Annotated in this window: 20 protein-coding genes; 7 read left to right on the top strand and 13 right to left on the bottom strand. The window is 62.7% G+C overall.

The window, feature by feature from the left end:
• Positions 1 to 5: 5 nt before the first annotated feature.
• From DWF74_RS03785 to DWF74_RS03775, 3 genes are read left to right on the top strand one after another with little or no spacing between them, the layout of a single operon-like run.
• A complete protein-coding gene (locus tag DWF74_RS03785; protein ID WP_115580378.1) occupies positions 6 to 1,184 on the top strand; it encodes an acetyl-CoA acetyltransferase in 1,179 nt (392 codons plus the stop codon).
• Between the two features lie 2 nt (positions 1,185 to 1,186).
• On the top strand, positions 1,187 to 2,728 hold the full coding sequence (locus DWF74_RS03780) for a class I adenylate-forming enzyme family protein (RefSeq protein ID WP_115580377.1): 1,542 nt from the start codon (positions 1,187 to 1,189) through the stop codon (positions 2,726 to 2,728).
• A gap of 43 nt (positions 2,729 to 2,771) precedes the next feature.
• Positions 2,772 to 4,112 (top strand): MFS transporter, encoded by a 1,341-nt coding sequence (locus tag DWF74_RS03775; RefSeq protein WP_115580376.1) that lies wholly within the window; start codon positions 2,772 to 2,774, stop codon positions 4,110 to 4,112.
• A 58-nt stretch (positions 4,113 to 4,170) separates the two neighbouring features.
• On the opposite strand, the gene DWF74_RS03770 is transcribed toward DWF74_RS03775, so the two are convergent.
• The 4 genes from DWF74_RS03770 to DWF74_RS03755 all read right to left on the bottom strand — a co-directional run bounded on the left by DWF74_RS03770 (position 4,171) and on the right by DWF74_RS03755 (position 9,188).
• Positions 4,171 to 5,340, bottom strand: a complete 1,170-nt coding sequence (locus DWF74_RS03770) for a hypothetical protein (protein ID WP_115580375.1) — start codon at positions 5,338 to 5,340, stop codon at positions 4,171 to 4,173.
• Positions 5,341 to 5,469: 129 nt separating this feature from the next.
• A complete protein-coding gene (locus DWF74_RS03765) occupies positions 5,470 to 6,885 on the bottom strand; it encodes an amino acid permease (protein WP_115580374.1) in 1,416 nt (471 codons plus the stop codon).
• Between the two features lie 155 nt (positions 6,886 to 7,040).
• Complete coding sequence (locus tag DWF74_RS03760) at positions 7,041 to 8,102, bottom strand: ornithine cyclodeaminase (RefSeq protein WP_115580373.1); 1,062 nt, start codon at positions 8,100 to 8,102, stop codon at positions 7,041 to 7,043.
• A 57-nt stretch (positions 8,103 to 8,159) separates the two neighbouring features.
• Positions 8,160 to 9,188 carry a histone deacetylase family protein gene (locus tag DWF74_RS03755; RefSeq protein WP_205413478.1) on the bottom strand — a complete coding sequence of 343 codons (1,029 nt, stop codon included), beginning with the start codon at positions 9,186 to 9,188 and terminating at the stop codon, positions 8,160 to 8,162.
• A 133-nt stretch (positions 9,189 to 9,321) separates the two neighbouring features.
• Between DWF74_RS03755 and DWF74_RS03750 the strand changes: the two genes are divergently transcribed.
• Entirely contained in the window at positions 9,322 to 9,810 is a 489-nt protein-coding gene (locus DWF74_RS03750; RefSeq protein WP_170004083.1) for an Lrp/AsnC family transcriptional regulator, read from the top strand.
• Between the two features lie 57 nt (positions 9,811 to 9,867).
• Here the strand turns inward: DWF74_RS03750 and DWF74_RS03745 are convergent, their stop codons facing one another.
• A complete protein-coding gene (locus DWF74_RS03745; RefSeq protein ID WP_115580371.1) occupies positions 9,868 to 10,113 on the bottom strand; it encodes a hypothetical protein in 246 nt (81 codons plus the stop codon).
• Between the two features lie 251 nt (positions 10,114 to 10,364).
• On the opposite strand from DWF74_RS03745, the gene DWF74_RS03740 reads away from it, so the two are divergent.
• Positions 10,365 to 11,984, top strand: coding sequence for a serine hydrolase domain-containing protein (locus tag DWF74_RS03740; protein ID WP_115580370.1), 1,620 nt, complete (start codon positions 10,365 to 10,367; stop codon positions 11,982 to 11,984).
• 119 nt (positions 11,985 to 12,103) lie between these two features.
• Here the strand turns inward: DWF74_RS03740 and DWF74_RS03735 are convergent, their stop codons facing one another.
• Complete coding sequence (locus tag DWF74_RS03735; RefSeq protein WP_115580369.1) at positions 12,104 to 13,084, bottom strand: PTS sugar transporter subunit IIA; 981 nt, start codon at positions 13,082 to 13,084, stop codon at positions 12,104 to 12,106.
• A gap of 12 nt (positions 13,085 to 13,096) precedes the next feature.
• On the opposite strand from DWF74_RS03735, the gene DWF74_RS03730 reads away from it, so the two are divergent.
• The gene (locus tag DWF74_RS03730) at positions 13,097 to 13,345 is read left to right on the top strand and encodes a hypothetical protein (protein ID WP_115580368.1); all 249 of its coding nucleotides are present in this window, start codon (positions 13,097 to 13,099) and stop codon (positions 13,343 to 13,345) included.
• A gap of 646 nt (positions 13,346 to 13,991) precedes the next feature.
• Here the strand turns inward: DWF74_RS03730 and DWF74_RS03725 are convergent.
• From DWF74_RS03725 to DWF74_RS03695, 7 genes are all read right to left on the bottom strand, one after another.
• Positions 13,992 to 14,495, bottom strand: a complete 504-nt coding sequence (locus DWF74_RS03725) for a hypothetical protein (protein ID WP_115580367.1) — start codon at positions 14,493 to 14,495, stop codon at positions 13,992 to 13,994.
• A gap of 3 nt (positions 14,496 to 14,498) precedes the next feature.
• On the bottom strand, positions 14,499 to 19,400 hold the full coding sequence (locus DWF74_RS03720) for an RHS repeat-associated core domain-containing protein (protein ID WP_115580366.1): 4,902 nt from the start codon (positions 19,398 to 19,400) through the stop codon (positions 14,499 to 14,501).
• Positions 19,401 to 19,402: 2 nt separating this feature from the next.
• Positions 19,403 to 20,512, bottom strand: coding sequence for a DUF2169 family type VI secretion system accessory protein (locus tag DWF74_RS03715; protein ID WP_115580365.1), 1,110 nt, complete (start codon positions 20,510 to 20,512; stop codon positions 19,403 to 19,405).
• Complete coding sequence (locus tag DWF74_RS03710; protein ID WP_115580364.1) at positions 20,512 to 22,707, bottom strand: type VI secretion system tip protein VgrG; 2,196 nt, start codon at positions 22,705 to 22,707, stop codon at positions 20,512 to 20,514. Before DWF74_RS03710 ends, DWF74_RS03715 begins: the two co-directional genes overlap by 1 nt.
• A 259-nt stretch (positions 22,708 to 22,966) precedes the next feature.
• Complete coding sequence (locus DWF74_RS03705) at positions 22,967 to 24,031, bottom strand: NAD(P)/FAD-dependent oxidoreductase (RefSeq protein WP_240322024.1); 1,065 nt, start codon at positions 24,029 to 24,031, stop codon at positions 22,967 to 22,969.
• A gap of 139 nt (positions 24,032 to 24,170) precedes the next feature.
• Complete coding sequence (locus DWF74_RS03700) at positions 24,171 to 25,712, bottom strand: MFS transporter (protein WP_115580362.1); 1,542 nt, start codon at positions 25,710 to 25,712, stop codon at positions 24,171 to 24,173.
• Complete coding sequence (locus tag DWF74_RS03695) at positions 25,709 to 25,969, bottom strand: hypothetical protein (RefSeq protein ID WP_115580361.1); 261 nt, start codon at positions 25,967 to 25,969, stop codon at positions 25,709 to 25,711. The genes DWF74_RS03700 and DWF74_RS03695 overlap by 4 nt, the downstream gene beginning before the upstream one ends.
• A gap of 104 nt (positions 25,970 to 26,073) precedes the next feature.
• On the opposite strand from DWF74_RS03695, the gene DWF74_RS03690 reads away from it, so the two are divergent.
• Complete coding sequence (locus DWF74_RS03690; RefSeq protein WP_205413477.1) at positions 26,074 to 26,955, top strand: LysR family transcriptional regulator; 882 nt, start codon at positions 26,074 to 26,076, stop codon at positions 26,953 to 26,955.
• The last annotated feature ends 45 nt before the right edge of the window (positions 26,956 to 27,000 follow it).

The following is a 27,000-nucleotide window of genomic DNA, read 5'->3' as shown; positions in this document are numbered from 1 at the left end:
TCACCATGACCCATGCTTCCGTATCCATTGTTGCTGCTGCCCACATGTCTTTCGGCCGTCTGCAGGGCTCGACCCTCGAGGACCTGATTGTCCAGGTCACTCGTGAAGCCCTGGCGGATGCCGCGATTGACGCCGCCGAGATCGACGCCCTGTTCCTCGGACACTTCAACTCAGGCCTGGTGCCGGACGGTTTTCCGGCCTCGCTGATGCTGCAGGCCGATCCGCAATTGCGCTTCAAACCGGCCACCCGCTGCGAGAACGCCTGCGCCTCGGGCTCGGCGGCGATTCAGGCCGGGGTCAACGCGATCCGCAGCGGCGCCGCTGAACTGGTGCTGGTGGTGGGGGCGGAAAAGATGACCGGCAACTCCACCGCCGAGGTCACCCAAGCCCTGGCCGGAGCCGGTTACCAGAATGATCCGCAGGAGGCCGGCCTGAGCTTTGCGCAGCTGTTTGCCCGGGTCGCGCAGCAGTACACCGAGCGCTACCACAGCCCGCTGGCCTCGATGGCGGCGATTGCGGTGAAGAACCACAGCAATGCCATGGCCAACCCGCTGGCGCAGATGCATCGGCCGATGGACTTCGAGCATTGCAACAATGTGTCCCAGAGCAATCCGCTGATTGCGCCGTCGCTGCGCCTCACCGACTGCTCGCTGATCAGCGACGGCGCGGCGGCCATTGTCCTGGCGTCACCGCAGCGCGCCCGCTCGTTCCGGCGCGAGGTGGCGATCCGCTCCCTGAGCCAGGTCAATGACCTGCTGCCGATGGCCAGTCGCGACATCCTCGCCTTCGACGGCCCGCAGCGGGCCATCCACGGCGCCTTGCGCGAGGCCGGGGTGAGCCTGGGGGACATGAACTTCGCCGAGGTCCACGACTGCTTCACCATCGCCGAGCTGTTGATCTACGAGGCCATGGGCCTGGCGCCCAAGGGCGAAGGCCATCGGGCGCTGGACGAGGGCATCGTGCGCCAGGGCGGTCGTTTGCCGGTCAACCTGTCCGGTGGGCTCAAGGCCAAGGGCCACCCGGTGGGCGCCACCGGGGTCTCGATGCATGCCCTGGGCTTTCGCCAATTGATCGGCGAGCCCATTGGCCTGGGCGTGCCCCGTGCCGAGTTCGGCTTGCTGTTCAACATGGGCGGGATGGCGGTAGCCAACTACGCCTCGGTCCTGCAAGCGGTCAGGACCTGAGCATGAACATCGCTCATTGGCTGCTGGATGCGGCTCAACGCTGGCCCCAGCGTCCAGCGCTGTTCGCGGGCTGTCGCCAGGTGGCCGACTATCAGGACTTCGCAACCCGGGTCCGGGCTCGGGCCCTGCACCTGCGTCAAGGTCACGGCATCGCCCCGGGGGAGCGGGTGGCGTTGCTGATGAAGAACAGTTGCGACTACCTGGAACTGCTCTACGCCATCTGGTGGAGCGGGGCGGTGGCGGTGCCGGTCAACAGCAAGCTGCATCCGCGGGAGGCGGCTTGGATTGTCGGCAACGCCGGGGCTCGGGCGATCTATACCGACAGCGGGCGGACTTTCGAGCTTAAGGACTTGCCGGACAACTGCCGCGAGTTGCCCGGTTACGCCAGCCCCGCGCCGGCGCCAGCCCCGGGCCACGAGCTGCTGGAGCCCTGTCCGCGCAGGGACGATGATCTGGCCTGGCTGTTCTACACCTCGGGCACCACCGGCCGCTCCAAGGGGGTGATGCTGTCCCATGGCAACCTGATGGCCATGTCGCTGTGCTACCCGCTGGATGTGGACCCGGTGCAGGCCACTGATGCGGTGGTCTATGCCGCGCCGATGTCGCACGGGGCCGGGCTCTACAACTTCATTCACGTGCGCTGCGGGGCCCGGCATGTGGTGCCGGAGTCACGGGGGTTCGACGCGCAGGAGCTGTTCGGGTTGGCGCAGGAACTGGGGCAGGTCAGCCTGTTTGCCGCCCCGACCATGGTCAAGCGCATGGTCGAGCAGGCCCGGCAGCAAGGCTATGACGGCGCGGGGATCAAGACCCTTGTCTACGGTGGGGCCCCCATGTACCTGGCGGACCTGGGCCAGGCCCTGGAGACCTTCGGCCCGCGGTTGGTGCAGATCTACGGCCAGGGCGAGTGCCCGATGACCATCAGCGCCCTGTCCCGGGAGCTGATCGCCGACCGCGAGCATCCCGACTGGCCCGCAATCGCGGCCTCGGTGGGGCGGCCGCAGTCCTGTGTGGAGGTGCGGATAGTCGATGCCGATGGACAGCGCCTGGGCCCCGGCGAACCCGGGGAAATCGCTGTGCGCGGGGCCCCGGTGATGCACGGCTACTGGGACAACCCATTAGCCACTCAGGCGGCCCTGGTGGACGGCTGGTTGCTCACCGGCGATATCGGCTTTCTCGACAGTCGCGGGATGCTGACCCTCACGGACCGCTCCAAGGATGTGATCATTTCCGGCGGCAGCAATATCTACCCACGGGAAGTGGAAGAGGTGCTGATGCAGCATCCCGGGGTGTTCGAGGTCTGCGTGGTGGGGCAGGCGGATGCCGAGTGGGGCGAATCGGTGGTGGCTTTCGTGGTGCTGCGCTGCCCTGGCGGCCTCGATGCTCAGGCACTCAACCAATGGTTCGTGACCCGCATGGCCTCGTTCAAGAAGCCCAGGAAATACCTGTTTTGCCGCGAGCTGCCCAAGAACAGCTACGGCAAGATTCTCAAGACCCGCTTGCGCCAGTGGTTGCAGGACCCCACAGGGTCCATCGCCGACCTCTGAAAGATTTTTTCCATGGACAGCAATACGACAGGAGTCTCCCAACATGGACATGACCTCTTGCAATCCCCAGCGCCAGCGGCGCCGGGCCTTTATCGGCGCGACCTCGGGCCACTTGATTGAGTGGTACGACTACGGCGTCTATGGGTTCCTGGCGCTGTACATCGGCAAGGCGTTCTTCGTCTCCGATGACCCCACCAGCAGCCTCTTGGCGAGCTTTGCGGCCTTTGCCCTGAGCTTTTTCATCCGTCCCCTGGGCGGGCTGTTCTTCGGCCCCCTGGCGGACAAGATCGGTCGGCGCAAGACCCTGATCACCGTACTGATGCTGATGGCCGGTTCCACCTGCCTGCTGGGCCTGCTGCCGACCTACGCCAGCATCGGCATCGCCGCGCCGATCCTCCTGGTGCTGATCCGCTGCGTGCAGGGGTTTTCCGCCGGAGGCGAGATCGGCACCATCACCAGCTTCATTTCCGAATACGCCGGGCCCGGGCGCCGGGGCTTTGCCACCTGCTGGCTGATGGTCACCGCGGTGCTCGGCCTGTTGCTGGGCGGCGCCGTGGCCAATGGCATGACCTGGGCCCTGGGGGCCGAGTTGATGCAGGACTGGGGCTGGCGAATTCCGTTCCTGATCGCCGGACCCCTGGGGTTCATCTCGCTGTACATCCGCCTGAAGCTCGAAGACAGCCCGGAGTTCCTGGCCCTGGTGCACGCTGGAGAGACCTCCAAGGCACCGCTGCGGGAGGTCTGGCAGTGGAAGCGCTCGATTGCCCTGGTGTTCTTCATCATCACCCTGCACAGCTCGATCTTTTACCTGGTGCTGACCTTCGCCTCGACCTACATGTCCAACACCCTCAAGTTCGACAGCGGCACTACCTTGCTTTACGTGTTCGTCGCCAGCCTCTCGGCGGCCCTGGTCATGCCCCTGGGCGGCGCCTTCACCGACCGCTACGGACGCAAGCCGTTCCTGATGGTGATCGGCACCCTGGCCACCCTGGCCATGTACTGGTTCTTCAAGACCGCGCCCAACGCCACCCCGGCCACGCTGTTCTGGCCGCTGATGGCGGTGGCGATCCTGTTCGGACTCTACGCCTCCTCGACCTACGCCCTGATGAGCGAACTGCTGCCGACCCGCATCCGCTCCACCGGAATTGCCGTGGCCTACAACATTCCCGTGGCAGTGTTCGGTGGCAGTGCACCGTTGATCTCCACCTGGCTGATCAAGCTCACCGGCGACATCACCTCGCCCTGGTATTTCTACGTGGCCACCGGGGTGGTGTCGTTGATTGCCCTGGTGGTGCTGCGCAAGGAGGACTTTGTCGCCTGCGCTCCCGGCTCGCACACCCCAGGCAGCCTGGCACCCCCGTTGCTGGTCAACCCGGCGCCCTGAGCCAGCAGGCCGTCTGCGGCCTGGGGGTTCAGCAGGTGGGGGGCAGCTGGTGCGGGATTCAGGAGCCCTGGGGTTTCCAGCATGCCGCCGGTGGCGCGGCACCGGCACAGGCGCGGTTTTGGCCATACAGCGGTTTTGCCGGCTTGCGGGTTACCGCGCTGTTGCGGGTCCTGATGCAGGTGCGGGTATAGCGGTGCATCTGGTTCAGCGCCAGGTTGCGCAGCCCCTTGGGGCAGATCAACAGGGCCTCGCCGAAAGAGAAGAGTTGAAAGCCCTGAACTTCCAGGCGCTGCTTCGAGGTCAGGCGGGTGTTCCACATCAGTGGGTCCAGGTCATGCAGTTCGAGGTCATCGTGCAGCACGAATCGTTCGACTCCGTCCTGACGCACATCCAGGCTGCCGGCGGCCTTGTAGGTGATCTGGCTCATGGCCCCGGGCAGCACCAGAAGAAAGGCTGCGGCCAGGAGCAGGGTGCACATCAGGGCATAGAAGACCCGTTTGTAGGGACTACCGGCCTTGCAGTAGAAGAACACGATGGGCAGCAAGGAGAAGAGCAGCCCCAGGAAGTTCAACAAGGCTGGTAAGTGTGGCGAGTCATTGGACACTTCGTTGCTGTAGGCATTGATGATCAGCAGGCTGGTGAAGATCCCCGAGATCACCGTGCCCAGCAGGCAGAGTGTCAGGGTCACGAACAGGCCACCCCAGGTGCCCCTGCCCGCAACGGGGTGTTTCTCCAGACTGCTGTGGATCACGCGTTTGAACGCGGGGCGTGACATCACCAGCCCTGTCACCAGTACCACCACCGCCACCAGTATCAGCGACGCCAGTGCCTCACCCAGATGCACGTAGTAGCTGAGCACGATCAGAGTCAGGAAGCCTGCCAGGACCGGCAAGGTCAGCCATACCACCACATCGTTCATGTGTTCTGGAGTGTTGCGAAACACATCGTTTGCCAGCCCGAACAGCAGGGTGGTGACCGTAAGCAGCAGCAAGTAGATCAGCATGAGAAACAGCACCATGACCAGCCAGACCACCAGCGCCGATCTGGCATCGATGGAGGCCATGAACAGGTCGGTGCGGCCGATGGCCCGGGTGTACATGTACAGGCTGAACAGCCCCAGCGCGGCGGCGCTCAGGCCGATGACGGTGCCGATCTGGCTCCAGTAGTTGAGGACGCGTTTGAGGTTTTTCCTGAACACCTCTTCAAAGGTGGGTCCTGCGACTTGCATGTGGGCACTCCCTGGCAACGGCGATGGCGGCGGGAGTAGAACAAGACGAGGGGGCTCTGTCGATGCTTTTGCACGCAGGACCGGGCTCCGACAGTGCCGCTCCCTGGCCCAGTCTTTCAGGCTCGCGCCTCAGCGATATTGCGCCGCCGCTTGCAGCGGTGTCCGCCCCTTGCGCCCGGCCGTCAGGCGATAGGCAATGGCCAGCCAGACGAACCACGCCGGCATCACGCACAGGGCCATGCGGGTATCCGGGCGCAGGGCCAGCAAGGCCAGGACGAACAGCAGGAACGCCAGGGCGAACCAGGCCATGGGCACGCCGCCGGGCATCTTGTACTGGGAACCGGCGTGCAGTTCAGGGTGCTTTTTGCGGTAGGCGATGTAGGACGCGAGGATGGTCGACCAGGTGAAGATCACCAGGATCGCCGACACCGTCGACACCAGGGTGAAGGCGGTCATCACCTCCGGAACCACGTACAGCAACAGCACCCCCAGCAGCATCAGCAGGCTGGTGAAGGCCAGGCTGATCACCGGAACGCTATGCCCTGACAGGCGTTTGAACAAGCGTGGTGCGTTGCCCTGGTCCGCCAGGCCGAAGAGCATGCGACTGGCGGAGAACACGCCGCTGTTGGCCGAGGAAGCCGCGGAGGTCAGCACCACGAAATTGACGATGCCCGCCGCAGCCGGAAAGCCGGCGATCAGGAACAACTCCACGAACGGGCTCTTGCTCGGCGACACCTGCTGCCAGGAGGTCACGGCGATGATGCATGCCAGGGCCAGCACATAGAACAGGATGATGCGCAGCGGAATCGCGTTGATGGCCCGGGGCAGGGTCCGGCGCGGGTCGCGGGTCTCCGCCGCTGCGGTGCCGATCAGCTCGGTGCCGGCAAAGGAGAAGATCGCCATCTGGAAACCGGCGAAGAAGCCCAGCAGGCCGTTGGGAAAGGCGGCCTGGCGTTCCAGCAGGTGGTTCAGGGAGGCGCTCACCCCGGACGGCGAGACAAAGGCGGTGGCGATCAGCACCAGGCTCACCGCGATCAGGGTGACCACGGCGATGATCTTGATGATGGCGAACCAGAACTCCACCTCGCCGAACAGTTTCACCGTCAGCACGTTGAGGGCGAACAGGGTCAGCATCATGGCGATGGCGGGAACCCAGGCCGGCACATCGGGGAACCAGTACTGGAAGAAGCCGCCCACCACCACGGCATCGCCCACCACCGCGACACTCCAGCTCAGCCAGTAGGACCAGCCGAGGAAGAACGCCGCCTGGGGCCCCAGGTAGGCACCGGCGAAATCGGCAAAGCTCTTGAAGTTCAGGTTCGACAGCAGCAGCTCGCCCATGGCGCGCATCACCAGGTACACGAACAGGCCGATGATCATGTAGATCAGGATGATCGAGGTGCCGGACATGGCGATGATCTTGCCCGAGCCCATGAACAGCCCGGTGCCGATGGCGCCGCCCATGGCCATGAGCTGGATATGACGGTTATGCAGGGTGCGTTGCAGCGTCGGGTACTCGGAGGCCCCGAAGGTATCTGGATTCATCACAAAACCTCTTGATTTTATAGTTGTCGAGTTTTGGCAGTGGAAGGTTGTTGGGGGCTGCGGTCTGTGATTGTTGTGGTGCAGCCGGGTCAGGTATTGCCCGTGAACAGGGGCACGAGGCCGGTTCCCTGTTCATGGGCCACAGGAGTGCTCTTTCAGCCGGCGGTGATCCGTCGTGGTGCCGTCGCCAGGGAGGCGGGGCGCTGTTGCAGCAACTGGTACAGGTCCTTGATATTGGCCGGCGTGGGCACCAGCTGAATCTGCTCGCCGATGCCGTGCTGGCGTGCCAGGTCATGCAGGTAGCGCAGGGACGCGAAGTCTTCCAGGGCGAAACCCACCGAGTCGAACACCGTGACCTGGGCCTCATGCTCGCGGCCCGGCGCCAGGCCCTGGGCAATGCGGAAGTACTCGGTGACCGGGAAGTGCGCCGGCATCTGCTGGATATCGCCCTCGATGCGGGTCTGGGGTTCGAACTCGACGATCACCCGGGCGTTGCGCAGGATGTCCGCGTGCAGCTCGGTCTTGCCCGGGCAATCGCCGCCCACGGCGTTGAGGTGCATGCCTGGCTCGATCAGTTCGGGGGTGAGGATGGTGGCGTAGGCCTTGTCCGCGGTGACCGTGGTCACGATGTCCGCGCCCTTGACCGCATCGGCCACCGAGTCGGCGATGCGCACCTCGAGCCCTGGCCAGGCCTGCAGGTTGTGCTTGAGCTTGTGGGACGCTTCAACGTCGATGTCGAAGATCCGCAGCTCGCTGATGCCGAGCATTTCATGGAAGGCGATGGCCTGGAATTCACTCTGGGCGCCGTTGCCGATGAGTGCCATGCTGCGGGCGTCCTTGCGGGCCAGGGATTGCGCCACCAGCGCTGAAGTGGCGGCGGTGCGCACCGCGGTGGTCAGGGTCAGTTCGCTGAGCAGCACCGGGTAGCCGCTGTCGACCTGGGCCAGCACGCCGAAAGCCATCACCGTCAGCAGGTGCCGGGCGGGATTGCCGGGGTGGCCATTGACGTACTTGAACGCGTACTGCTGGCCATCGTCGGCGGGCATCAGCTCGATGACGCCAGTGGCGGAGTGATTGGCGGTGCGCGGGGATTTCTCGAAGGCTTGCCAGCGCTGGTAGTCGGCCTGGATGTAGCCGGCCATTTCCCGGATCGCCCGGCCTATGCCCAGGCGCGAATACAGGTCCGCTGCGTGATCCACATCGATGAACAAGGTCATGTCTTTTCCCTCTCGGTCAGAACGTTGAAAACTGCTGGGCAGTGCGACGCTGGTGCCTTAGCGGTTGGCATGGCCGTGGAGCACATTGACCGCGTTGATGCCGATCTCATCCACCATGTAGCCGCCCTCCATGACGAACAACGTGGGTACGCCCACGCCGGCGATGACCTGGCCCATGCCGAGGAAATCCTCGCTTTCCAGAAGGAAGTGGCTGATGGGATCGTCCTTGAAGGTGTCGACGCCCAGGGACACCACCAGCAGCTCCGGGGAGAACTCGCGAAGCCGGGCGCAGGCCTGGATCAGTGCTTCCCGGTAACGCTGCCAGGTGGTGCCTCGGGGCAGGGGGACGTTCAGGTTGCAGCCTTCGCCGGCGCCGGCCCCACGCTCCGCGGCGAACCCCGAGTAGTAGGGGTAGGAGACCGCCGGATCGCCGTGCAGCGAGACGAACAGGACGTCATCACGCTCGTAGAAAATGTTCTGGGTGCCGTTGCCGTGGTGGAAGTCCACGTCCAGCACCGCCACGCGTTTCGCGCCCCGGGTCACGGCGTGTTGCGTGGCAATGGCGGCGTTGTTCAGGTAGCAGTAGCCCCCCATGTATTCCCGTGCCGCGTGATGGCCCGGCGGACGGCACAGGGCAAAGGCACTGTCCTGGCCTTCGTCGATCAGCGCCAGGCCGGTGAGGGCAATATCGGCGCTGGTGCGCACGGCATTCCAGGTGGTGGCGGTGATGGGCGAGCCGGCATCCATGGCGAAGAAGCCCAGCTTGCCGTCGATGAACTCCGGCACCTGCTGGTTGGCCAGGTCGCGTACCGGCCACACCAGGGGCAGGGCGTCGTGGCTGCGGCCGGTGGCGCGCCATTCGCTCCAGGCGCTTTCCAGGAAGGTCACGTAGCGTTCGCTGTGGGCGGCGACGTAGCAGGAGCGGTCGAAACGGCGGGGGACGATGATGTCGCCAAGCCCCACGTGCCTGACCCGGTCGCGGACCGTATCGGCCCGGCTGGGTTGCTCGAAGGAGGGCTTGAGCACCCCATCCTTCAACTCGGTGCCGTGGTGCAGGCGGTGGGATTCGCTGAAGACGGTAAGCATGCTGAACGCATCCATTGTTGTTGTCCGGTGCAAATAGTTTGTTCCGGCATGGCTGCGACTTCTTTGCTTTTTGTTCTGATGGAATTAGAGTTTTGGGTAATATTTTTCCATTGAGTGGCTACTTGTGAAAAAAATGACTCGAAGGGTGTCCCTGGACGAAACCGACCTGGCGATCCTCGCCCTGTTGCAGCAGGACGCGAGCATTTCCAACGCCGAACTCAGCGAGCGCCTGTCCCTGAGCCTCACCCCCTGCTGGCGCCGGCGCAAACGCATGGAAGAGGAGGGGGTGATCAAGGATTACCAGGCCAACCTCGATCGGCGCCTGCTGGGGCTGGACATCATGGCCTTCGTGCATGTGCGTTTTGCCACCCACTCCGACCAGACTCCGGATGACTTCGAGGCGGTGATCATGCGGTTGCCCGAGGTCCAGGCCTGCCACAAGATCACCGGTGACGCCGACTACCTGTTGCAGGTGCTGGCCCAGGACCTGGACAGCTACAGCGATTTTGTCGAGCAGGTGCTCAGGCGCCAGCCGGGCATCGCCTCGATCCAGTCGAGCCTGGCGCTGCGGGAGATCAAGGCCACCAGTCGCCTGGCAATTGCCCCGGCACCGGCCCGTTGAGTCGAACCCCGGTTACTGGAATTCTCCGCTGATCAGGTGGCCGTCTTCTAGGCGACTTCACGGCTGTCGGGCTTTGTGCGCCGCCTGCAAGGTCCGGCGCACGCCTTCGGCATAGGACGTCTTGGCGATGGGCCCGATCAAGCCTGGCAGGGCCGGGGAAACCTTGAAACGGCCGCTTTCGAAATCCTCGAAAGAGAACAGCGAGGCGTTCAGGCCAGCGGCCAGCACTGCCTCGTACTCGTCCAGGTAGTGCTCATCCGGGCGTTTGGGGTCGAACGGGTCGCTGCGATACAGCAGGTGCATGGCAGGTTCCATCAAGTGAAAGTGGGGCCGGGTCGAGGGACGCGGTGAGGATGGCGTTCGAACGGTGGATGATAACGGCATTTTTGCAGGCTTTGTTCCTGGGCCAGCAGCGCCTCACATCCCTGCACGTTTATTCACAGAAAATCACTGACTGCAGACAGATTCCAACGTTTGCCATGAGGATACTGGTGCGCCTTGCGAGGAGCCTCCCAAGGAGCCTGAAGGATCGACGTGACCAGAGGAAAACCCCCATGCGTTCCATGCTTGCAACCTTGCTGATCAGCACCTTGGGCGCGATGCCCCTGGCCCATGCCACCGAGCCTCTGGCGTTTCACGAGGTGTTCGACGACATCAAGCCTGACCAGCCCGGTTGCGCCGCCGGGGTGATGCGCGGCGCCAAAACGATCTGGAGCGCAGGGTACGGCGCTGCCGACCTGGCCACGGGCCGGGCGATCCAGGCCGATACCCTGTTCAACCTGGCCTCGGTGTCCAAGCAGTTCACCGGTTTTGCCATCCTTGAGCTCGAAGCTCAAGGTCGCCTGGATCTGAATGACTCGATCCGGCGCTTTGTGCCGGAGCTGCCGGCCTATGCCGAGGGCATCCAGATCCGTCATCTGCTGCACCACACCTCGGGCCTGCAGGACTACATGCTGCTGGCGGAGTTGGCGGGGATTCCCCTGACCCAGCGCTTCACCCAGCAACAGGCCCTGGATCTGCTGTTCAAGCAGAACGCCCTGATGTTTCCCCCCGGCAGCGAATTCAGCTACAGCAACAGCGGTTATGTACTGCTGTCGAGCATCGCCGAGCGAGCCGCCGGCATGCCCCTCAAGGACTACAGTCGAGCCCATCTGTTCGAGCCCCTGGGCATGAGTCGCTCGAGCATTGTCGATCAGTACCCGGTGCAGTTGCCGAACCTGGCCCAGGGCTATGAACAGGGCGAGCCGTCCAAGGGCCCCGAAGCCGTGGACGCCCGCTGGGAACAGACCGGCGACGGTCAGGTGCACAGCACTGTGGCAGACCTGATGCTGTGGTTGCGCAACCTGTCCACGGGGCGGGTCGGGGGCTCGGCGCTGGTGGAGAAGATGCGCCAGACCGAGCCCTTCAACGACGGTGACCCGAGCTATTACGGCATGGGCCTGGCCAACCGCAGTTATCGGGGCCTGCAAGAGGTGTCCCACAGCGGCAGTTGGGCCGGTTTCAGCACCGATGTGGCCTGGTACCCGAAGCTGGATGTGGCCACTGTGGTCCTGTGCAACAGCACGGAAGGGGAGGCGTCGGAGCGCGGGCATCGCTTGCTGGATGTCCTGCTGGGCCCGTCCTGGTTGCCCCGGGACACGGGCATTCCGGCGCCGCCGCCAAGCATCAAGGCGGTGCCCAAGGCGTTCTTGAATACCTTGGTGGCCGGCACCTACCTGGATGATCGCGGTCATCAGTTCCAGCTGCAACGCACCGGCAAGGGGTTTGTCCTGGACACCTTTCATGAGGTCCTGCCGTTGCTCCGCCAGAGCGATCAACTGATGGTGGCGGACAACGACGGCATCCCGATCTATCTCGCGGCGGCACCGGGGGCACGGATCGTCGGCAACAACCCGGCCTCGACCTACGTCCTGGCCCCGGCTTGGAAACCCGAGGATATTCGTCGTTATGTCGGCCTCTACGCGCTGCAAACCAGCCCCGGACAGCTCAAGGTCTACCCTCGGCAAGGCAAGCTCTACGTACGTATCGGCCAGCACAGCTATCCTTTGCAGCCGCTGACGACGGAGCGCTTTCGCGCCGGTGAACTGGGGGTGATCAGCTTTGCCGAGGAGGGTACCGAGTTGACCAGCAGCGTGGCGCGCAATCTGCGCTTCAGGAAGGTGACGGGGCAATAGCCTCGGGCCGCATGTTGGTAACGGACAGTCGGGGTCCTCTTGCAGCCTTTTGAGGCGAGCATTTTAGACCTGGAAGCCCCACCACCTGCCCGGCACCTCGGACCAGGACCTTTGGGGGACTACCAGTGGTCAACCAGTTGCTTGACCTGCGACGCATCGTGGCACCGCAGCAGCGCTTGGCGAAAGCGTGGATTGGAGAACAACCGGGCAGTGTCCGCCAGCAGTTCCAGGTGTTGCTGATCGGCGGGGGCGGGCACCAGCAGCACGAGGATATCGCTCACCGGCTGCTGGTCGGGGGCGGCAAAGGCCATGGCGGTCTGCGGCCGCAGGTACAGCGCATGGATGCTGTCGAGCTCGGCGAGCCGCGCATGGGGCACGGCCACACCGTCGCCGATGGCGGTACTGGCGGCCAGTTCCCGGCGCCACAGACTGGCCGTGACCCAATCGCCGGGCAGTTGCCGAGTCTCTTGAAGATGCTGGCCAACCTGATCGAACAGGCGCTGTTTGTTCGAGATATTGACGTCGAGGAGGATGTCCTCGACCTGCAGATAGCGGGCAAGCTTGCTCATGGGCTTCTCCGGTCGTTTCAGGCTTGGCTCAAGGAGAATTGAAGCGCATTTGCCTGGCTGGGTCAGTGGCGGCCGGGCAGTCTTTACGAACTCTTTAGGTGGGGGCTGGCGGGTGGCAAGGGAGTGGCCGAGGAGGGTGGAGTTCTTGTGGGGGATCTGTTCAAAGACGATGGCGCCGTTGGTGTAGATGGGCGCGGCTTTGCGCGGTTGTTCACCGCTCCACAGGTATTCCTCGCCGATGATGTGTTGTTCGCTGTGGGCGTAGTGTGTGCCGCGTTTGTTGCTGCGGCTGAAGTTGAACTTGCGCGTGCGACGGCCAAAGGCGTCGTACTCGTAGCGCCAGTGTTCGTTGTTGGGGGTGTAGAGGTCGGTGAGGCGATTGTCGCTGTTCCAGCGGTATTGCCAGCGCTGGGGGCGGAAGCCGTGGCGGTCGACGATTTTTTCGGCCAGGCGGCCGCAGGCGTCGTAGCGGTAGCGGTTGGCCCCGGACTTGACCACGCGCCCGCCTTTTTGCTCGGCCTTGACGCCCATGCCCTTTGCGCTGTGGATCTGCCCTTCGCTGAGCAGGTTCAGGGCGTTGTCGTAGAGCCATTGCTGCGGTTGGCCCTGGCCCAGGTGGGCGGCGATCAGTTGCTGGTTGGCGTTGTAGCGGTATTGGCTCTGGCCCCAGCGGTTGTCGTCGATCTGGATCGGGTTGAAGGCTTTGTCGTAGCGGTAGTGGCGTTCGACAAAGGAGGTCGCTGCTGCGCCGGCCTTTTGCTCGGTCAGCAGGCTGAGGCTGTTGTAGGTTGAAGTCGGTGATGGCGCTGCGCTGGGCCTTGCACATGTTTGAATCGATAGTTATAAAATTATTTATATGGTGTAAAAAAATAATAATACAAAAATTAATTCTTGTTTTTAATAATCTCCGTCTTTGATGCAGATTTTATAGCTGTAAGTTGAAGTCATATTTTTATCTCTCAGGTCAATTGATTCACTTGTCCAGCTCTGTCAGGTTGATGGGGGTATGTTAGAGGGAGTGGTTGTATAGCGTTTTAAGGGGGAATGGATGTGTTCATTTTATTTCATGAAAACTTTAGAGTAAGGTCGTGCTAGTGGGCTTTCTCTTCTATATTGTCTAGTGGAGATAGAGTCATGCTCTCCATAATTTCGTTATGTTTGCAGATTGATTTGCATAAATTTTTAGGGGGTAGAACTCTGCTGTTTTTCTGTGCAAGACTGTTTTGCTATTTGTTTTTTGTATTTAATAAAGTCGTATTTTTTTTGGTTTAATAGGGCGGGCTTCGATTATTCATTGTGTATCTTAAAGGTGTTAATTGGTTTTTCTTTGCTTGCGTTGACATTATTAATGTCGCTAGGGTGAGTTGGTTTCGAATAATGTTATCTCGGTGCACCTTTAGGAATGTTATGTATGATCTCGTAATCAACGGTTTTTAATTCACTGAGACTTAATTTTCCATGGTATCTCTATTGTTTTTCCTAGCTTTTCTTTAAATAATCTTGAAATGTGTAGGAATATTTTCTCCCACTCATTCACGTAGTTTGTTTTTTTTGTTTTTACCTTGAAGCTAGGTACTGGCTTATCTCCTTTGCCTTTGCTGATTTCATTGCCTTCTGTATATGAGAGATCGATTAGGGTTTCATCAATTATATAGTGTAAGTAAATGTCGCGACCTTGCTCGCAGAACCAGATATAATCTTTTCCAAGCCATCCTGACTTTGCTCTTTGAATCGATTCAATAATATCTTCGAAGCTGACTGTCAAGTCAGGGTATATGTCAAGGCGTATCTTGTGGTTGCTGTCTAGCTCTAAAGTAATCTCGCCATCAATGTATTGCCTTAATTCTTCCAGGTGGTATTGGAATGGGGTTAATTCTTCATCGATAAATTCATCAGCTTCGCCTGGTATTTTTTTGTTTTTTATTTCTAAAGTAATATTCATGATTTAATCGCCAAGTACGTAAGGGTAGGCGGTAGTAGGGCCTTTTCTTTCGCTTATTATAACTCTGACTATATTTGTTGTTTTTGTTGTTCCGTCTGGGTAGTAAACGTTCGATTGTTTTGATACGTGTACGTCATGAACTCCGGGTGTTGTTGGGGCTTTTTCAAATGCTTCTTCAATCATCCGGTTGTCAATAAAATGCCCCTGCGGCTTTGGATCTTTAGGGTTTTTGGCTCGGTCCATTAACTCCTGGGCTTTTCTTTGCGAGCCATGTTCACTTCTAGCATGTCCATATCTCTTCGAGCTTTTGCCTGCGCCGTGATCTGGCTTATCAATACAATCTCCAGCCAAACCCAGCGGGTCAACCCAACTATTAGGGTTATGCACATACCCCTGCGGCCGAACCCCACCCGCAAGCCCGATCGGATCCGGACTCAAATACTGCGCCGTCTCCGGATCGTAGTACCGGTGCCGATTGTAGTGCAGCCCACTCTCTTCGTCGTAGTACTGGCCCGGAAAGCGAATCGGGCAGGTGGTCTTGTTGATCGGCACCACATTGCTGCTGGCGAACTCGTCATTCGCGGCTTGCCACAGTCGCGCTTGCCCCCAGACGCTGGGGCTGTTGCTCCAGCCCAGTTGGCCGCTTTCGTCCAGTAACTCTCGGGGCGTGCCGAGGTGGTCGGTGACGATGTACCAGAGTTTTTCGCCTTGTTGCTGCGCCAGCGGGGTGATGCCGCCCGGGGCGTAGCTCCAGCGGGTGGCGTGTTCGAAGGCGACGGTGCCGTCGGCGTAGATGGGCGCTGCTTCGAGCAGTTGTTCGCCGCTCCACAGGTATTCCTCGCCGATGATGTGTTGTTCGCTGTGGGCGTAGTGTGTGCCGCGTTTGTTGCTGCGGCTGAAGTTGAACTTGCGCGTGCGGCGACCAAAGGCGTCGTACTCGTAGCGCCAGTGTTCGTTGTTGGGGGTGTAGAGGTCGGTGAGGCGATTGTCGCTGTTCCAGCGGTATTGCCAGCGCTGGGGGCGGAAGCCGTGGCGGTCGACGATTTTTTCGGCCAGGCGGCCGCAGGCGTCGTAGCGGTAGCGGTTGGCCCCGGACTTGACCACGCGCCCGCCTTTTTGCTCGGCCTTGACGCCCATGCCCTTTGCGCTGTGGATCTGCCCTTCGCTGAGCAGGTTCAGGGCGTTGTCGTAGAGCCATTGCTGCGGTTGGCCCTGGCCCAGGTGGGCGGCGATCAGTTGCTGGTTGGCGTTGTAGCGGTATTGGCTCTGGCCCCAGCGGTTGTCGTCGATCTGGATCGGGTTGAAGGCTTTGTCGTAGCGGTAGTGGCGTTCGACAAAATAGCTTGCGGCTGCGCCGGCCTTTTGCTCGGTCAGCAGGCTGAGGCTGTTGTAGTGCTGGTGCAGGTTGAAGCCGGCGCTGCTGCTGCGCTGGACGTCGCGGCCCAGGGCGTCGCGGCTGATCTGCAGCGGTGCATGGCCGGCGATCAGCAGTTGCGCCAGGCCGCCATTGCGGTCGTGCTGCCACTGCACCTGGGGCAGGGCGGCGAAGGCTTCCTGGGCGTTGGCCTGTTCGGCGATGGCACCGGCCTGCTGGCCGACGGGCAGGCCGCTGGCGGGGTCGTACTGGTGTTCGATCAGGCGGCCATTGATGCGTTCGCTGAGCAAGCGGCCCACGGCGTCGCGTTGGTATTCGATACGGGCGCCCGGGCTGTTGACGCCGATCAGGTGTCCGACGTCGTTGTAGTTGAACTCGGTCTGTTCGCTCAGTTCGCCGTTGGCCCGGTAGTGAGCGATGCTCAGCAGGCGCGCACTGGCGATGTCGTAGTGGTAGGCCACGCGGGCGCCGTCGGCGCAGTGTTTTTCGCTGAGCCAACCAACGGCGTTGTAGCAATAGCGGGTGAGGGTGCCGGCGAAGTCGCGTTCGGCGATCAAGCGCCCGGCCTTGTCGTAGGCGTATTGATACACGTCGCCGACGCCATTGGTCAGGCGGGTCAAGCGGGTGAGTCTGTCGTAGTCCAGGGTCAGGCTTTGCCCGCCGGGGTAGGTGAGCTTCTCCAGCAGGTCGAAGGCGCCGTAGGCGTAGCGGGTGCGATGGCCTTCGCCGTCGATGAAGCGGGCCAGTCGGTGTTCGCTGTCGTAAGCCCAGTGTTGTTCGGTGCCATCAGCCAGGGTCACGGCGCTGAGGGAGCCACGGGGATGGGCGTGCTGGCTGTGGTAGGCATAACGGGTGATATGCCCCAATGCGTCTTGCTGTTGGAGAGGGCGGCCCAGGGTGTCCAGCTGTACGCGGCTGATCTGGCCGTCCGGTTGCTGGATTTCGCTCAGGCGCTGTTTGCGGTCGTAGCGGTAAAGGGTCTGGGTGCCCTCCGGCCAGGTCTGGCTCAGCAACTCGCCATGGGCCCCGTGTTGGTAAGTGGTGGTACGCCCATCGGGGTCTTTGACGCTGCTGAGGTTGCCCTGGGCGTCGTACGCCATTTGCCAGGTGACACCGTCGGCGGCGACGTAGCACGTCAGCAGGCCTTGGGCGTTGTAGTCAAAGGTGTGCCGGGTGCCGTCCGGGTTGATTTGGGTCAGCAGCTCGCCGAAGTCGCTGTAGCGGTAGGTGGTGGTGCGACCCAGAGGGTCGGTGGTGGCGACCTTGTTGGTGTATTCGTCCCACTCGGTGAGCCATTCATGGCCCAGCGCATCGATTTTGCGCACCACCAGGAAGTCGCTGTTGTAGTAGTGCCGGCTGCATCCGCCTTCAGCGTCGTGGTAGTCCGTGCAGCGGTTGGCCTCGTGGTACTCGAAGCGATCGGTGTAGTGCCCGCTGTCGGCATGGGTGCGAATGACTCGCCCTTTGGCGTCGTAGGCAATGTGGAAATGGGTTTTGTCGGTGTCGTGCCACTGGGTCATGTGCCCGGCGTTGTTGTAGGCGTGATAAAGGGTGCCGAATTGATGGCTGGCGCAGTCGGTCAGCATGTTGTGTTGCGCATAGCGACAACTGAGCAAGCGGCGCGGGTGTTGTTCGCCGTCGTGCAGGGTGATGCCTGTCAGCAGGCCTGTGCTGCTGAGCTCGATGTGCAACTGATAGCCGTCGCTGTGCTCGATACGCTGCAACCGCTGCTGTGGATCGTAGATAAAGCGGATGCGGTTGCCGTTGCCGTCTTCGATAGCGGTCAGGGGGCGAGTGTGGTTCGGGCTGTGGGCAAAGCTCAGGGTCTGCTGGGTCGCGCGGTCATACAGGCGCAAGGTGCCGGAACGTTGGCCGCTGAGCAGGTAGCGACCGTTGCGCCGGTTGTGGGCCTGGACTTCGTCGTCCGGCGCCTCGTAGTCCAGGGTGCTGCCATCGACGGTGTGATAGGTAATGCGCAGGCGATCGAGCACCAGGTGCTGGGACCAGTCGTCGGCCCATTTAAACCCCAGTAACCCATGAAAACTGGCCCGCGAGCGATACAAGCGCGAGAGTTTCAGCGGGATGCTGCCGGGGATATCCAGCACCGGCCAGGTTTGCAGGTAGTCACCGGTGGCGACATCCACCGGTTCGCCTTCCAGGCTGCATTTGCTGGTTTCGCAGTTCTTGCCGCTGTCGGAGGTTCTTCCGGTTTTTACCTCTTCTGCGCTGCCGTGCGCGGCGCCCTGGGGGCGGACATGAACGCCGTCGCCGCCGTGGGCCACGGTTTCTGTGCGGTTGGCGTTCTTCAGTGCCTTGGCCGCCTTGGCCGCCTCTGCCGCTTTGCCTGCCTTGAACAGCGTCCAGGGCAAGGTCAGGATCTCCACGCCCGCCCGGGTCACGGCCTCGATGTGATTGCCCTTGGACCAGGCATCGGTGACCGGTTTGACCAAGGCAGAACCCACGGCTTTGGCACCGTTGCTGATGCTTGTTCCGACAGTCCCAGGGGTGATATTGCCCAGGCGCATGTTCTCCGCGAGGATCTGCGCATCCAAGGCACGGCCGCGCAGACCATCGGCGGTGTAGTTGCTCTGCAGGTTCTTGGCTTGCAGCTTGGCCCCGGTGTAGGCCAGTTCACCCAAGCCCATGACGGTGTCCTTGGCAAACCCGGTCACGCCACGGGTGACTTGCGCATCGGCGTCCGCCACCGCCGGAAAGTAATGGGCAATCAGCGGACCCATGGGCGTCGAGCCCAGCACCGCCCCTTGCTTGATGCTGGCGATGCCTTCATCGGCGCTTTTGTTCCAGCCGTCAAAATCGATGTACTTATCCAGCCCATCGATGTCGAGCTGCTGCTTCAGGGCTTCGCGCTCGGCCTCCAGTGCTTGCAGGCGTTCGCTGGTGCGTTCTCCGGGAGGGGCCAGGTCACTCGTCTCGCTGGCAACCGCAGTGGCCGACTGGGCCGTCGTCACAATCTTGCCCAGGGTGCCGCCTACACCGGCGGCGTTGCAGTTGACCAGGCAGGCGCTGTCATGCCGGGCCAGCGGCAGGCCATTGACCTTGACGTTGCCGTGGCCCTCCAGCAGCTTGACGTTGCCCGCGCCCAGCGAGGTACCGGCCACCACGTGGGCGCCGGCATCGGCCTGGACCTGATTGAAGAGGTCCCCCAGCCGATAGACCTTGGTGCCACGGGCCTTGACGTCGCTGGAAGCCAGCAGCGGTTTGTCCAATGTCGCGAACGAGTCGAAAGCCACCACCACCGGTCCGACCCAGCAGAAGTCCGGCACACTGCACACGGCTTGCCATTCACTGCTGTCATGGGCGACGTGGCGCTTGCTGCCCCCTTTGGCGGTGGCGGCCGCGTCCCTATCCACCGGCGCCGACTCGGCGGCTACCGCTTGAGTGGCGGCGGCTTTTTGCGCGTCCAGCTCAGCTTTCAGCTGCTGCAACTCACTGAGCCTGCGCTCATCCATCAAGCGTTGTTCCGCTGCCGCATCATCGGCGCTGTCGGAGATCGTCAATCTGTCCGTCATGTTCAAGCCTTCCCTGGCAACGCGGCGGTGCCTACCAGCGCCATGGTTATCTGGCTGATACCCGCCGTCACGGGCAGGCGCCAGAGCAGCACGGCCTGGCGCTGGTCCAGGTCAAGGCGCAGGGTGTCGAGCACCGGCACGCTGACGAAGGGCTCAGCGTCCGTGCTTTCACACACCACCAGTGGTGCAACTCCGGGCAACCGCATGAGGTAGTCGCCTTCGCTCAGGCAGCCCTTGAGCCGCACGCTCTCATCACCGGTCAGATAGGGCACGGCCACCTGATCGGCCGGGGCGCTCTGGTAAAAGCGTGGGTCGAAGTCGTCCGGCAACAGGGGATAGCGTTCAGCGAGCCATTGCGCGTCCAGCGTGCCTTGCAAGTCCACGCGCGGCTGCCACCAGCGCGCCAGCGCGGTCAGGCCCATGGGCTGCAAACGCTGCGAGGGGGCTTTGTAGGGATGTGCTGGGTCTTCAATCTGAGGGGCTGGCAGGCTGTCCAACTGCGCGATCTGTGCTTCGATGCGTTGGCGCACCGAAGCCTCCAGGGTGTTCAATTCAGCCGCGCTCGGCAGCCAGCCACAACCGGCGGTGTTGCTGGGGTAGCTGACGCTGGGAATCGGTGTCTGCCCGGGTGACGGCTCGGGGTCGTAGAAGCAGCCGCCAAACGCCAGGCGGTAATCCAGCGTGACCTTTTCCACTTTATCGGGGGCACCGAGCGTCCAGCCCATCAGCCCTTTGTGCACGGTGCGCGGACCATGGACCTGCAAGCTCTTGCGCACCGCTCCGACCTGCACCTCGACCGGCCAGTTCGTGCGCCACTGCCCCTCAGCACTGTGCACGCTGCCTTGCAGCAGCACATCAGTGCCGGGCTTGCCCAACAGCAGATCGCCTTCTTCGGCGATCACCGCCTGCAAGGGAAAAGTGGCTATCGGTCCATCGAAGCGATCGCCGAGGACAATCGCGCTCTGATCTGCACTCAAGGGCATGGCCAAGCCCTGCGCAAAATCAAAGGTGCCGCGAATCACCAGGATGTCCGTGGGCACGCCCGCCGGGGTGGTTTTTTCATACAGTAGGTGTGGCAGCCCGGTGTGGTTCTCGATGTGGATGACGCCCATCACCAGCTACCGTCGATCAAGAGCGGCATGGCATCGGTCACATCCAGGCCTTTGAGCTGGGTGGTTTCGGCGTCCACCGGCAGGTTCGGCGCCGGTTGTGCGGTGCCGCTGTTGAGGTGCACGTCTGCGGGGGCATCGGCGTTGACCGTGTTGCCTGCCACCAGATGAATGTCCGGTCCGTCGAGGTAGATCCCGGCATCGGTGATCACCACTTTCGAGCGTCCGACCTGCAAGGTGATGCTTTCACCGTCCAGCTTGATGCTCGATCCTGGTCCGCCGGCCTCCGGCGCAGGCTCCTCACCCGCAGGCGGTGCGGCACTTTGCACGCTGCCATCGCCGACCTTGAGGCTGTAGGACGTGCCCACCACCGTGCTCTGGCTACGGCCCACCTGGGTGCTCTGGTTGATCCCCACCAGGGTGTTCATGTGCAGGCCGACGTTCTGGCTGTAGACCGTGCCGATGTTCATCATCTTGGCCAGCCCGACGTTTTGCAGAGAGGCCAGGTTGATGGTCTCGGTCTTGAAGCAGTCGACATTGATCGACCAGTTGCGCTTGATGCGATCACGTTCGTGGCGGTCGATGGTCTTGGTGCGATCACGTCCGACCCAGTGGGTTTCGTCGTGTTCGACTTCGATGTTCTGATCCCTCTCCGCGTGGACGTAGATCTCTTCGGCGCCCTTTTTGTCTTCGATGCGCAACTCGTTGGAGCCATTGCCGCCCAGGCTGCTGCGGGTCTTGAACACGCTGCGGGTCTTGTTCGCCGGCAACGGATAAGGCACGGGGGTGTGCTGGTTCGGTACGCAGCCGGTCACCAGGGGCTGTTCGGGATCACCGCCGATAAAGCTCACCAGCACTTCCATGCCGATCCGCGGGATGATCACGTGGCCAAAGCCTTCACCGGCCCAACTGGTGGCCACCCGCACCCAGCAGCTGGAGAACTCGTTGCGCTCGCCTTCGCGGTCCCAATGAAATTGAATCTTTATCCGTGAGAATTCGTCACACCAGATTTCCTCACCGGCAGGGCCGGTCACCAGCGCGGTCTGGCTGCTCAGGCGGGGCTTGGGTGCGGGCTCTTGCGGCCGAAAGAAGGTGTCCCAGGGGATGGCGCTGAAGCGGTTGCGGTAACCCTGGGTAAAGCCGCCGTGGCGGTCGTCGCTGGTGACCGACTCTTCCAGCACCTGCGGTTGTCGACCCTCATGCTCAACGCTGACCAGCAGCCACATCTGGTTGTATTCACCGCGCGGATGCTCGCTAAGGGTGACCAGATGGCCGCAGCGAAAGCTCGACAGATCACTCTGCCCCTTGGCCAGCTGGTAATCGGCGCGATGGCCTTCAAGGGCGATCTGGCTCAGTTGCTGGCCCACCGCGCCTGCGCTGTAGCGGCCCGGATAGCGATAGTCCTCAAGGATTGGTAGCGCCTCGCTCTGTGCGCAGCTGTGCAGGGTGCTGGGCACCGGATCGAGCGGGGCGCCGCTGGAGGCGCTGCGCGGGTCGGGCTTTTTCAGGTTGTAGTCGCGGCGCACCACCTGGCTGGTGCGGGTGCTGAAACGCACCGCGAAATGGCTGACCACCGGGTCTTCGGCGGCCAGGCCACTGCCTTGCTGATAGCGCGCGGTGGCGAGGATCGGGTAGTCGGTCTGGTTGTCGGAAAATACCAGCAGGTGCTGGTCGAGGCTGTGTTCGTGGTGCCAATGAATGCCGTCTTCGAAGCACAGGCGTTGCACAAACTGGAAATCCGTCTCCCCGTATTGCACGCAATACACCCTGGGTACTGAAGGCTTGGGAGCAATGTTGAAGCGGTATTGGTCGGCGAGGATGCCGTGTTCCTTGAGCACCTTGGCAATGATCTGCGGCACCGTCAGGTTCTGGTAGACCCTTTGGTTGTGGCGGTGCTGCAACTGATAAAGGTGAGGACGCAGGATCAGGTGATAGCGGGTCATGCGCTTGCCGCTGTCGCCGATTTCGATGTCGTCGATCAGGCCGTGGATGCCTTCACCCTTGAGGCCGAACTGCAGGCACGCCGGTTGGTTGAGCAGGCTTTCCAGATCGACGTTGGGGTTGTCCGAAACCAGCTCGATATGGATCGCATACAGCTCGCTGATGGCTTCGCGACCCTTGAAGGCCAGTACCTTGAAATCGTGGCGAACGGCAGGGATGGACAGCACGAAATGCGCAGTGTCGGCCGGCGCGAACATAGGCTCATCCTTAAGCGTGAGAGAGGCCAGACCCGCGCCGTACCTGGCCCGGGTGCAAAGTGGCGCTCAACCTAGCAAAGGGTGCGCAAAAACTAATATGAGATGAGTCTGGAAAGTCGCTTGAAATTTCCGGACCTGACTTTGCTGTCCGCAACCAGGAGTCAGGGATGGTTGAGCCACTCAGGTCATGACCCGGCTCAAGCTCACGGGTGGCTTGATTCGAAGAACGGGCGCCCGATGACGAGCCCGCTGAACCCCGTCAGCCCAGACGTGCCGGGCGGCACGAGGCAAGCTCGGCAGAGCATTGGCCCAGCAGCAACTCCTGGCTGACCAGGCGGCCGACGGTGGGCGCCAGGGTCACCCCGGCATGCATCACCGCCAGGTACAGGCCCAGGTACTGCTGGCTCGGGCCAATGATCGGCAACTGATCACAGGGCATTGGGCGTAGACCGACCTCAACGCTGCGCAGGGCTATCTTCTCGGCGCCGCGGAACAGGCGGCGGATCGTGGCCATGGCTTGCTGCGCTATGGCCTCGGGCCCTTGAGGACCGCTGTCGTCGATGTAGTCTTCCGCCGCCAGCAGGCTGCCGTCCGCCGCTTCGCGAATCTCCAGCAGGCTGTTGGAAACCAGGGTCTTGACCAGGCCGCGCGGGGCATCGAAGCGGATCAGGATCGACGGCGAGGCCTGCACCGGCAGCTGGATTCCCAGGGGCGCCAACAGGGCAGGGGTGGCGCAGCCCGCTGCCAGGACGATGTGCTCGGCTAGGTAAGGCCCGGCCGCAGTGGTGATGCCGAGCACGCGCCGGCCCTCCACCAGCAACCCCTGTACCGGCGTCTGGGTCAGCACCCGGGCGCCGTGGGCCCGGGCCCCTTCGAGCAGCGTCTGGGTGGTGGCTACCGGGTCGAGGCTGCCTTCGCCGGGGGCGTACCGGGCTCGTTGCGGTAGTTCCTGCAGATTGGGTTCAAGCGCCCCGATCCGGTCACGGTCGATCCAATGGGCGGACGACATCGGCCCCTGGGTATCGGTGTCTGTCGAGTCCGGGCCGGTTTCGGCATAAGTCAGTGCTCCGGTCCATTGAATCTGCAACTGGGGCAACTCCTGCTGCAGGCGTCGATAGTCCGCCAGCGCCAGGGAGCGCAGCGGCCGAGCGGCTGCCGGGAACTCGCCGTGGGGGTTGATCCAGGCAAAGGAATGGCGGGTGACCCCGGAGCCGGGACTGGCTTGCTCGACCACCGTGACCTGCGCGCCCTGTCTGGCCAGGTGGTAGGCGATGGATGCACCGACAATGCCGGCACCGACCACAATTACGTTTGTAGGCTTCACACTGACCTCGTCTGCTGAAGGCCGTACCTTAGCCGGCCATTTATTGTTCAAGCCATGTGTTTATTGTTCTGAAATTGCAAGCAGCGGGCCGCTGCCCATCTGGGCGGCGGCCCAGAGAGCCGATCGGCATCCCCATGCCTCATTGGGTTTTCAGCACCAGGCCTTGGGCTTGGGGCAGGGGGTTGCGCATCAACCGGCCCACCACCAGGGCCCCAAGCAGGGCGAGAATGCCTGCCACCGTCAGTACCAGCCCGAAGCCGCCGACAAAGGCTTGCTGGGCCAGGGGTTCAATCAGGGCGCGGGTGCTTTCCGGCAGGCTCGCCAAGGCACCCTGCATATCCCCGGCCACCACCCGCGAGGCGATGTCCGGCGCCTGGACCAGCCAAGGCCCGGGCACCTGGCTGAGGCTGCCTTGCAGTCGTTGCAGGGTATGGCTGGCCAACAGCGCACCGAACACGCCGATGGCCAGCATGATGGCGCTGAAGCGCATGGTGGTGCTCATGCCCGAGGCCATGCCGGTGCGTTCCCGGGGCACGCAGGCCATGATGTTTTTCTGCGTGTCGCCGTTGAGCAGGCCGGCCCCGGCACCAGTCACGGCAATCGCCGCCGCGAAGCTCAGGTAGCCCCCGGCATGCACCGCCCAGGCACTGAGCAGGTTGCCGCAGCCCACCAGGGTCAGTCCGGCGGCCATCAGGGCGGCAGGGCTGTAGCGCCCGGCGAGACGGGCACCGATGCGTGGGCAGATCAGCATGGTCAGGGCAAAGGGCAGCATGCCCAGGCCTGAGGCAATGGCGGAGAAGCCCAGACCGTTCTGCAGGTAGAAGGGCAGCAGGGTCATCATCACCTGGGCACAGCCGGCGTAGGCGAACATGCCCAGCAGGGCGCCGATGAACCGCGGATGGCGAAACAGTTGCAGGTCGACCATGGGCCGGCGTTGCAGGCGCTCGATCAGCACGAACAGCCCCAGCAGCGCCACTCCGGCCAACAGGCGGGTGGAGGTGGCTGGGTGGCTCCAGCCGATGCGGTTGGCTTCGATCAGGCCCCAGATCAGGCACAGCAGGCTGGCGCTGAAGGCCAGGCTGCCCCAGGGGTCCAGGCGCGCCGCCTGGGTATCCCGGGATTCCGGCACGTTGCGCAGCACGCTCCACAGCAGCAGGGCGCCTACCGGCAGGTTGAAGTAGAAGATCCAGCGCCAGCCGAAGTACTCGGTGATCAAGCCGCCGACCGTGGGCGCGGCGGTCATGGCCATGCCCATGCAGGCTCCCCAGAAGGCCCAGGCCTTGGCTCGTTCCGCTTCGTCATGGAAGGTATGGCCGATGGAGGCCAGGGCCGAGGTTAGAAGCAGCGCCGCGCCCACGCCCTTGAGGGCCCGAGCGAGGTCCAGCAGCAGGGCGTTGGGGGCGGCGCCGCAGCCCAGGGAGGCGAGGATGAACAGGCCCAGGCCGCAGAGCAGGGTCCTCTTGCGTCCGAAGCGGTCCGCCAGGCTGCCCGCCGGCAGCAGCAGGGCGGCGAAGGCCAGCATGTAGGCACTGACCACCCATTCGATATCGGCGAAGTTGGCCTCCAGGTCGCGGGCGATGCTCGGCAGGGCCACGGCGACGATGTTGGTGTCCAGGACGATCAGCGAGCAGACCCCGGAAGCAGTCAGCAGGGTCAGACGGGGATTGATGAGGTGGCTCATGACGCTGTCCGCCGACTGAGGATGGACAGTGCTTTCAGTTCGATGCTCGCCACCACCGGTACCCCGTCATCGAGGATGACCACTGCACAGGAGCAGCCTCTGGCCTGGGTGGTTTGCTGGCCGTCCTTGAGCGGGATTGGGGGGCTGTTCAAAGGCAGGATTGCTTTGTGGGCAACGTTGGCTTGGATCTCTGCGGCCACGGCGCTCTGCAGGCAGCAGCAGGCGATCATTGCCAGAATCAGGGGTTTGACGCGCATGGCAAAGGCTCTCTACTGTGAAGGTCCGCTCAGCTTATCCCGGCCTTTGTGGGTCTTTGTTAGCTGCTGGCGGTCAGTTCGTTACCTTTGAGCTAATGCCCTTTATGGAAATTCGTCACTTTCGCTACTTTCTGGCGGTGGCCCGGCAGCGCAATTTTACCCGCGCGGCCGAGCAACTGGGGATTGCCCCGCCGACCTTGAGCCGACAGATCCAGGACATGGAGAAGACCCTCGGTACGCGGCTGTTTTTGCGACAGCAGCGCGAGGTCAGTCTGACCGAGGCCGGTGCCACTTTGCTCCTGGAGGCCGAAGCCACGGTGCGCCAGTTCGAGTTCGCCCAGCGCAACGCCCAGCGTGCCGGGCGCGGAGAGATCGGCCATATCGAGCTGGGCTATGTGGCCTCGGCGGTGTATTCCGGGTTGTTGCAGAAGCAGGTGCAGAGCTTCAGCCGCGACTGCCCGGACGTCAGCCTGAATGTGCGCGAGTGTCCGATGGCAACCCTGCCGGCGCGGATTGCCGACGGACGTCTGGACGTCGGCTACATTCGTTCGCCCATGACCCTGCCCGACGGCGTGGAGGCCATTCGCCTGGACGCCGAGGGGTTTGTCCTGGCGCTGTCCGCCGAGTCCTGGCTGTGCCGGCTGCCGCAGATCGCCTCCGAGCACCTGCTCAATGAAACCTTCATCCTTCCTGAGCAGATCAGCGGCACCTTGCAAGTGGCGGCCCAGGGGGCCTATGCCCCCAAGCTCGGTGCCCAGCCCGGCGGCCTGGTGGCGGTGCTGGCCCTGGTTTCCCTGGGGCAGGGCGTGGCGGTGGTGCCGGAATCGGTGGTGGGGCATTTGAGCCTGCCCCATGTGGTGTACCGGCCGATCGGCGGCAGTTCGGCGGCGTCCTGGCTGTCGCTGATTTACCGGCGTTTCGAGCAGGCGCCGGCGGTAGTGCGCTACATCGACCAGGTCAAGCGCGAGTACCGGCGTTCGGCCTGATACGGCATGTTCAGCACTGCGCCCGGCGAGCATAATCCGCCGGGC

Origin of the sequence: Pseudomonas protegens (genome assembly GCF_003363755.1) — a bacterium.
Classification (GTDB): domain Bacteria; phylum Pseudomonadota; class Gammaproteobacteria; order Pseudomonadales; family Pseudomonadaceae; genus Aquipseudomonas; species Aquipseudomonas danubii.
The sequence above is the reverse complement of the archived record's forward strand: the minus strand, read 5'-3'. Positions and strand labels throughout refer to the sequence as shown.

What these genes read in the sequence shown, in the direction of transcription:
- DWF74_RS03715 (WP_115580365.1), bottom strand. Translation starts at nt 20,512, where the DNA reads ATGGGCGTCATCCACATCGAGAACCACACCGGGCTGCCACACCTACTG.
- DWF74_RS03725 (WP_115580367.1), bottom strand. Translation starts at nt 14,495, where the DNA reads ATGAATATTACTTTAGAAATAAAAAACAAAAAAATACCAGGCGAAGCT.
- DWF74_RS03765 (WP_115580374.1), bottom strand. Translation starts at nt 6,885, where the DNA reads ATGAATCCAGATACCTTCGGGGCCTCCGAGTACCCGACGCTGCAACGC.
- DWF74_RS03695 (WP_115580361.1), bottom strand. Translation starts at nt 25,969, where the DNA reads ATGCGCGTCAAACCCCTGATTCTGGCAATGATCGCCTGCTGCTGCCTG.
- DWF74_RS03735 (WP_115580369.1), bottom strand. Translation starts at nt 13,084, where the DNA reads ATGGGCGTCAAGGCCGAGCAAAAAGGCGGGCGCGTGGTCAAGTCCGGG.
- DWF74_RS03785 (WP_115580378.1), top strand. Translation starts at nt 6, where the DNA reads ATGACCCATGCTTCCGTATCCATTGTTGCTGCTGCCCACATGTCTTTC.
- DWF74_RS03740 (WP_115580370.1), top strand. Translation starts at nt 10,365, where the DNA reads ATGCGTTCCATGCTTGCAACCTTGCTGATCAGCACCTTGGGCGCGATG.
- DWF74_RS03700 (WP_115580362.1), bottom strand. Translation starts at nt 25,712, where the DNA reads ATGAGCCACCTCATCAATCCCCGTCTGACCCTGCTGACTGCTTCCGGG.
- DWF74_RS03750 (WP_170004083.1), top strand. Translation starts at nt 9,322, where the DNA reads ATGACTCGAAGGGTGTCCCTGGACGAAACCGACCTGGCGATCCTCGCC.
- DWF74_RS03690 (WP_205413477.1), top strand. Translation starts at nt 26,074, where the DNA reads ATGGAAATTCGTCACTTTCGCTACTTTCTGGCGGTGGCCCGGCAGCGC.
- DWF74_RS03780 (WP_115580377.1), top strand. Translation starts at nt 1,187, where the DNA reads ATGAACATCGCTCATTGGCTGCTGGATGCGGCTCAACGCTGGCCCCAG.
- DWF74_RS03770 (WP_115580375.1), bottom strand. Translation starts at nt 5,340, where the DNA reads ATGCAAGTCGCAGGACCCACCTTTGAAGAGGTGTTCAGGAAAAACCTC.
- DWF74_RS03710 (WP_115580364.1), bottom strand. Translation starts at nt 22,707, where the DNA reads ATGTTCGCGCCGGCCGACACTGCGCATTTCGTGCTGTCCATCCCTGCC.
- DWF74_RS03720 (WP_115580366.1), bottom strand. Translation starts at nt 19,400, where the DNA reads ATGACGGACAGATTGACGATCTCCGACAGCGCCGATGATGCGGCAGCG.
- DWF74_RS03760 (WP_115580373.1), bottom strand. Translation starts at nt 8,102, where the DNA reads ATGACCTTGTTCATCGATGTGGATCACGCAGCGGACCTGTATTCGCGC.
- DWF74_RS03775 (WP_115580376.1), top strand. Translation starts at nt 2,772, where the DNA reads ATGGACATGACCTCTTGCAATCCCCAGCGCCAGCGGCGCCGGGCCTTT.
- DWF74_RS03755 (WP_205413478.1), bottom strand. Translation starts at nt 9,188, where the DNA reads ATGCTTACCGTCTTCAGCGAATCCCACCGCCTGCACCACGGCACCGAG.
- DWF74_RS03745 (WP_115580371.1), bottom strand. Translation starts at nt 10,113, where the DNA reads ATGCACCTGCTGTATCGCAGCGACCCGTTCGACCCCAAACGCCCGGAT.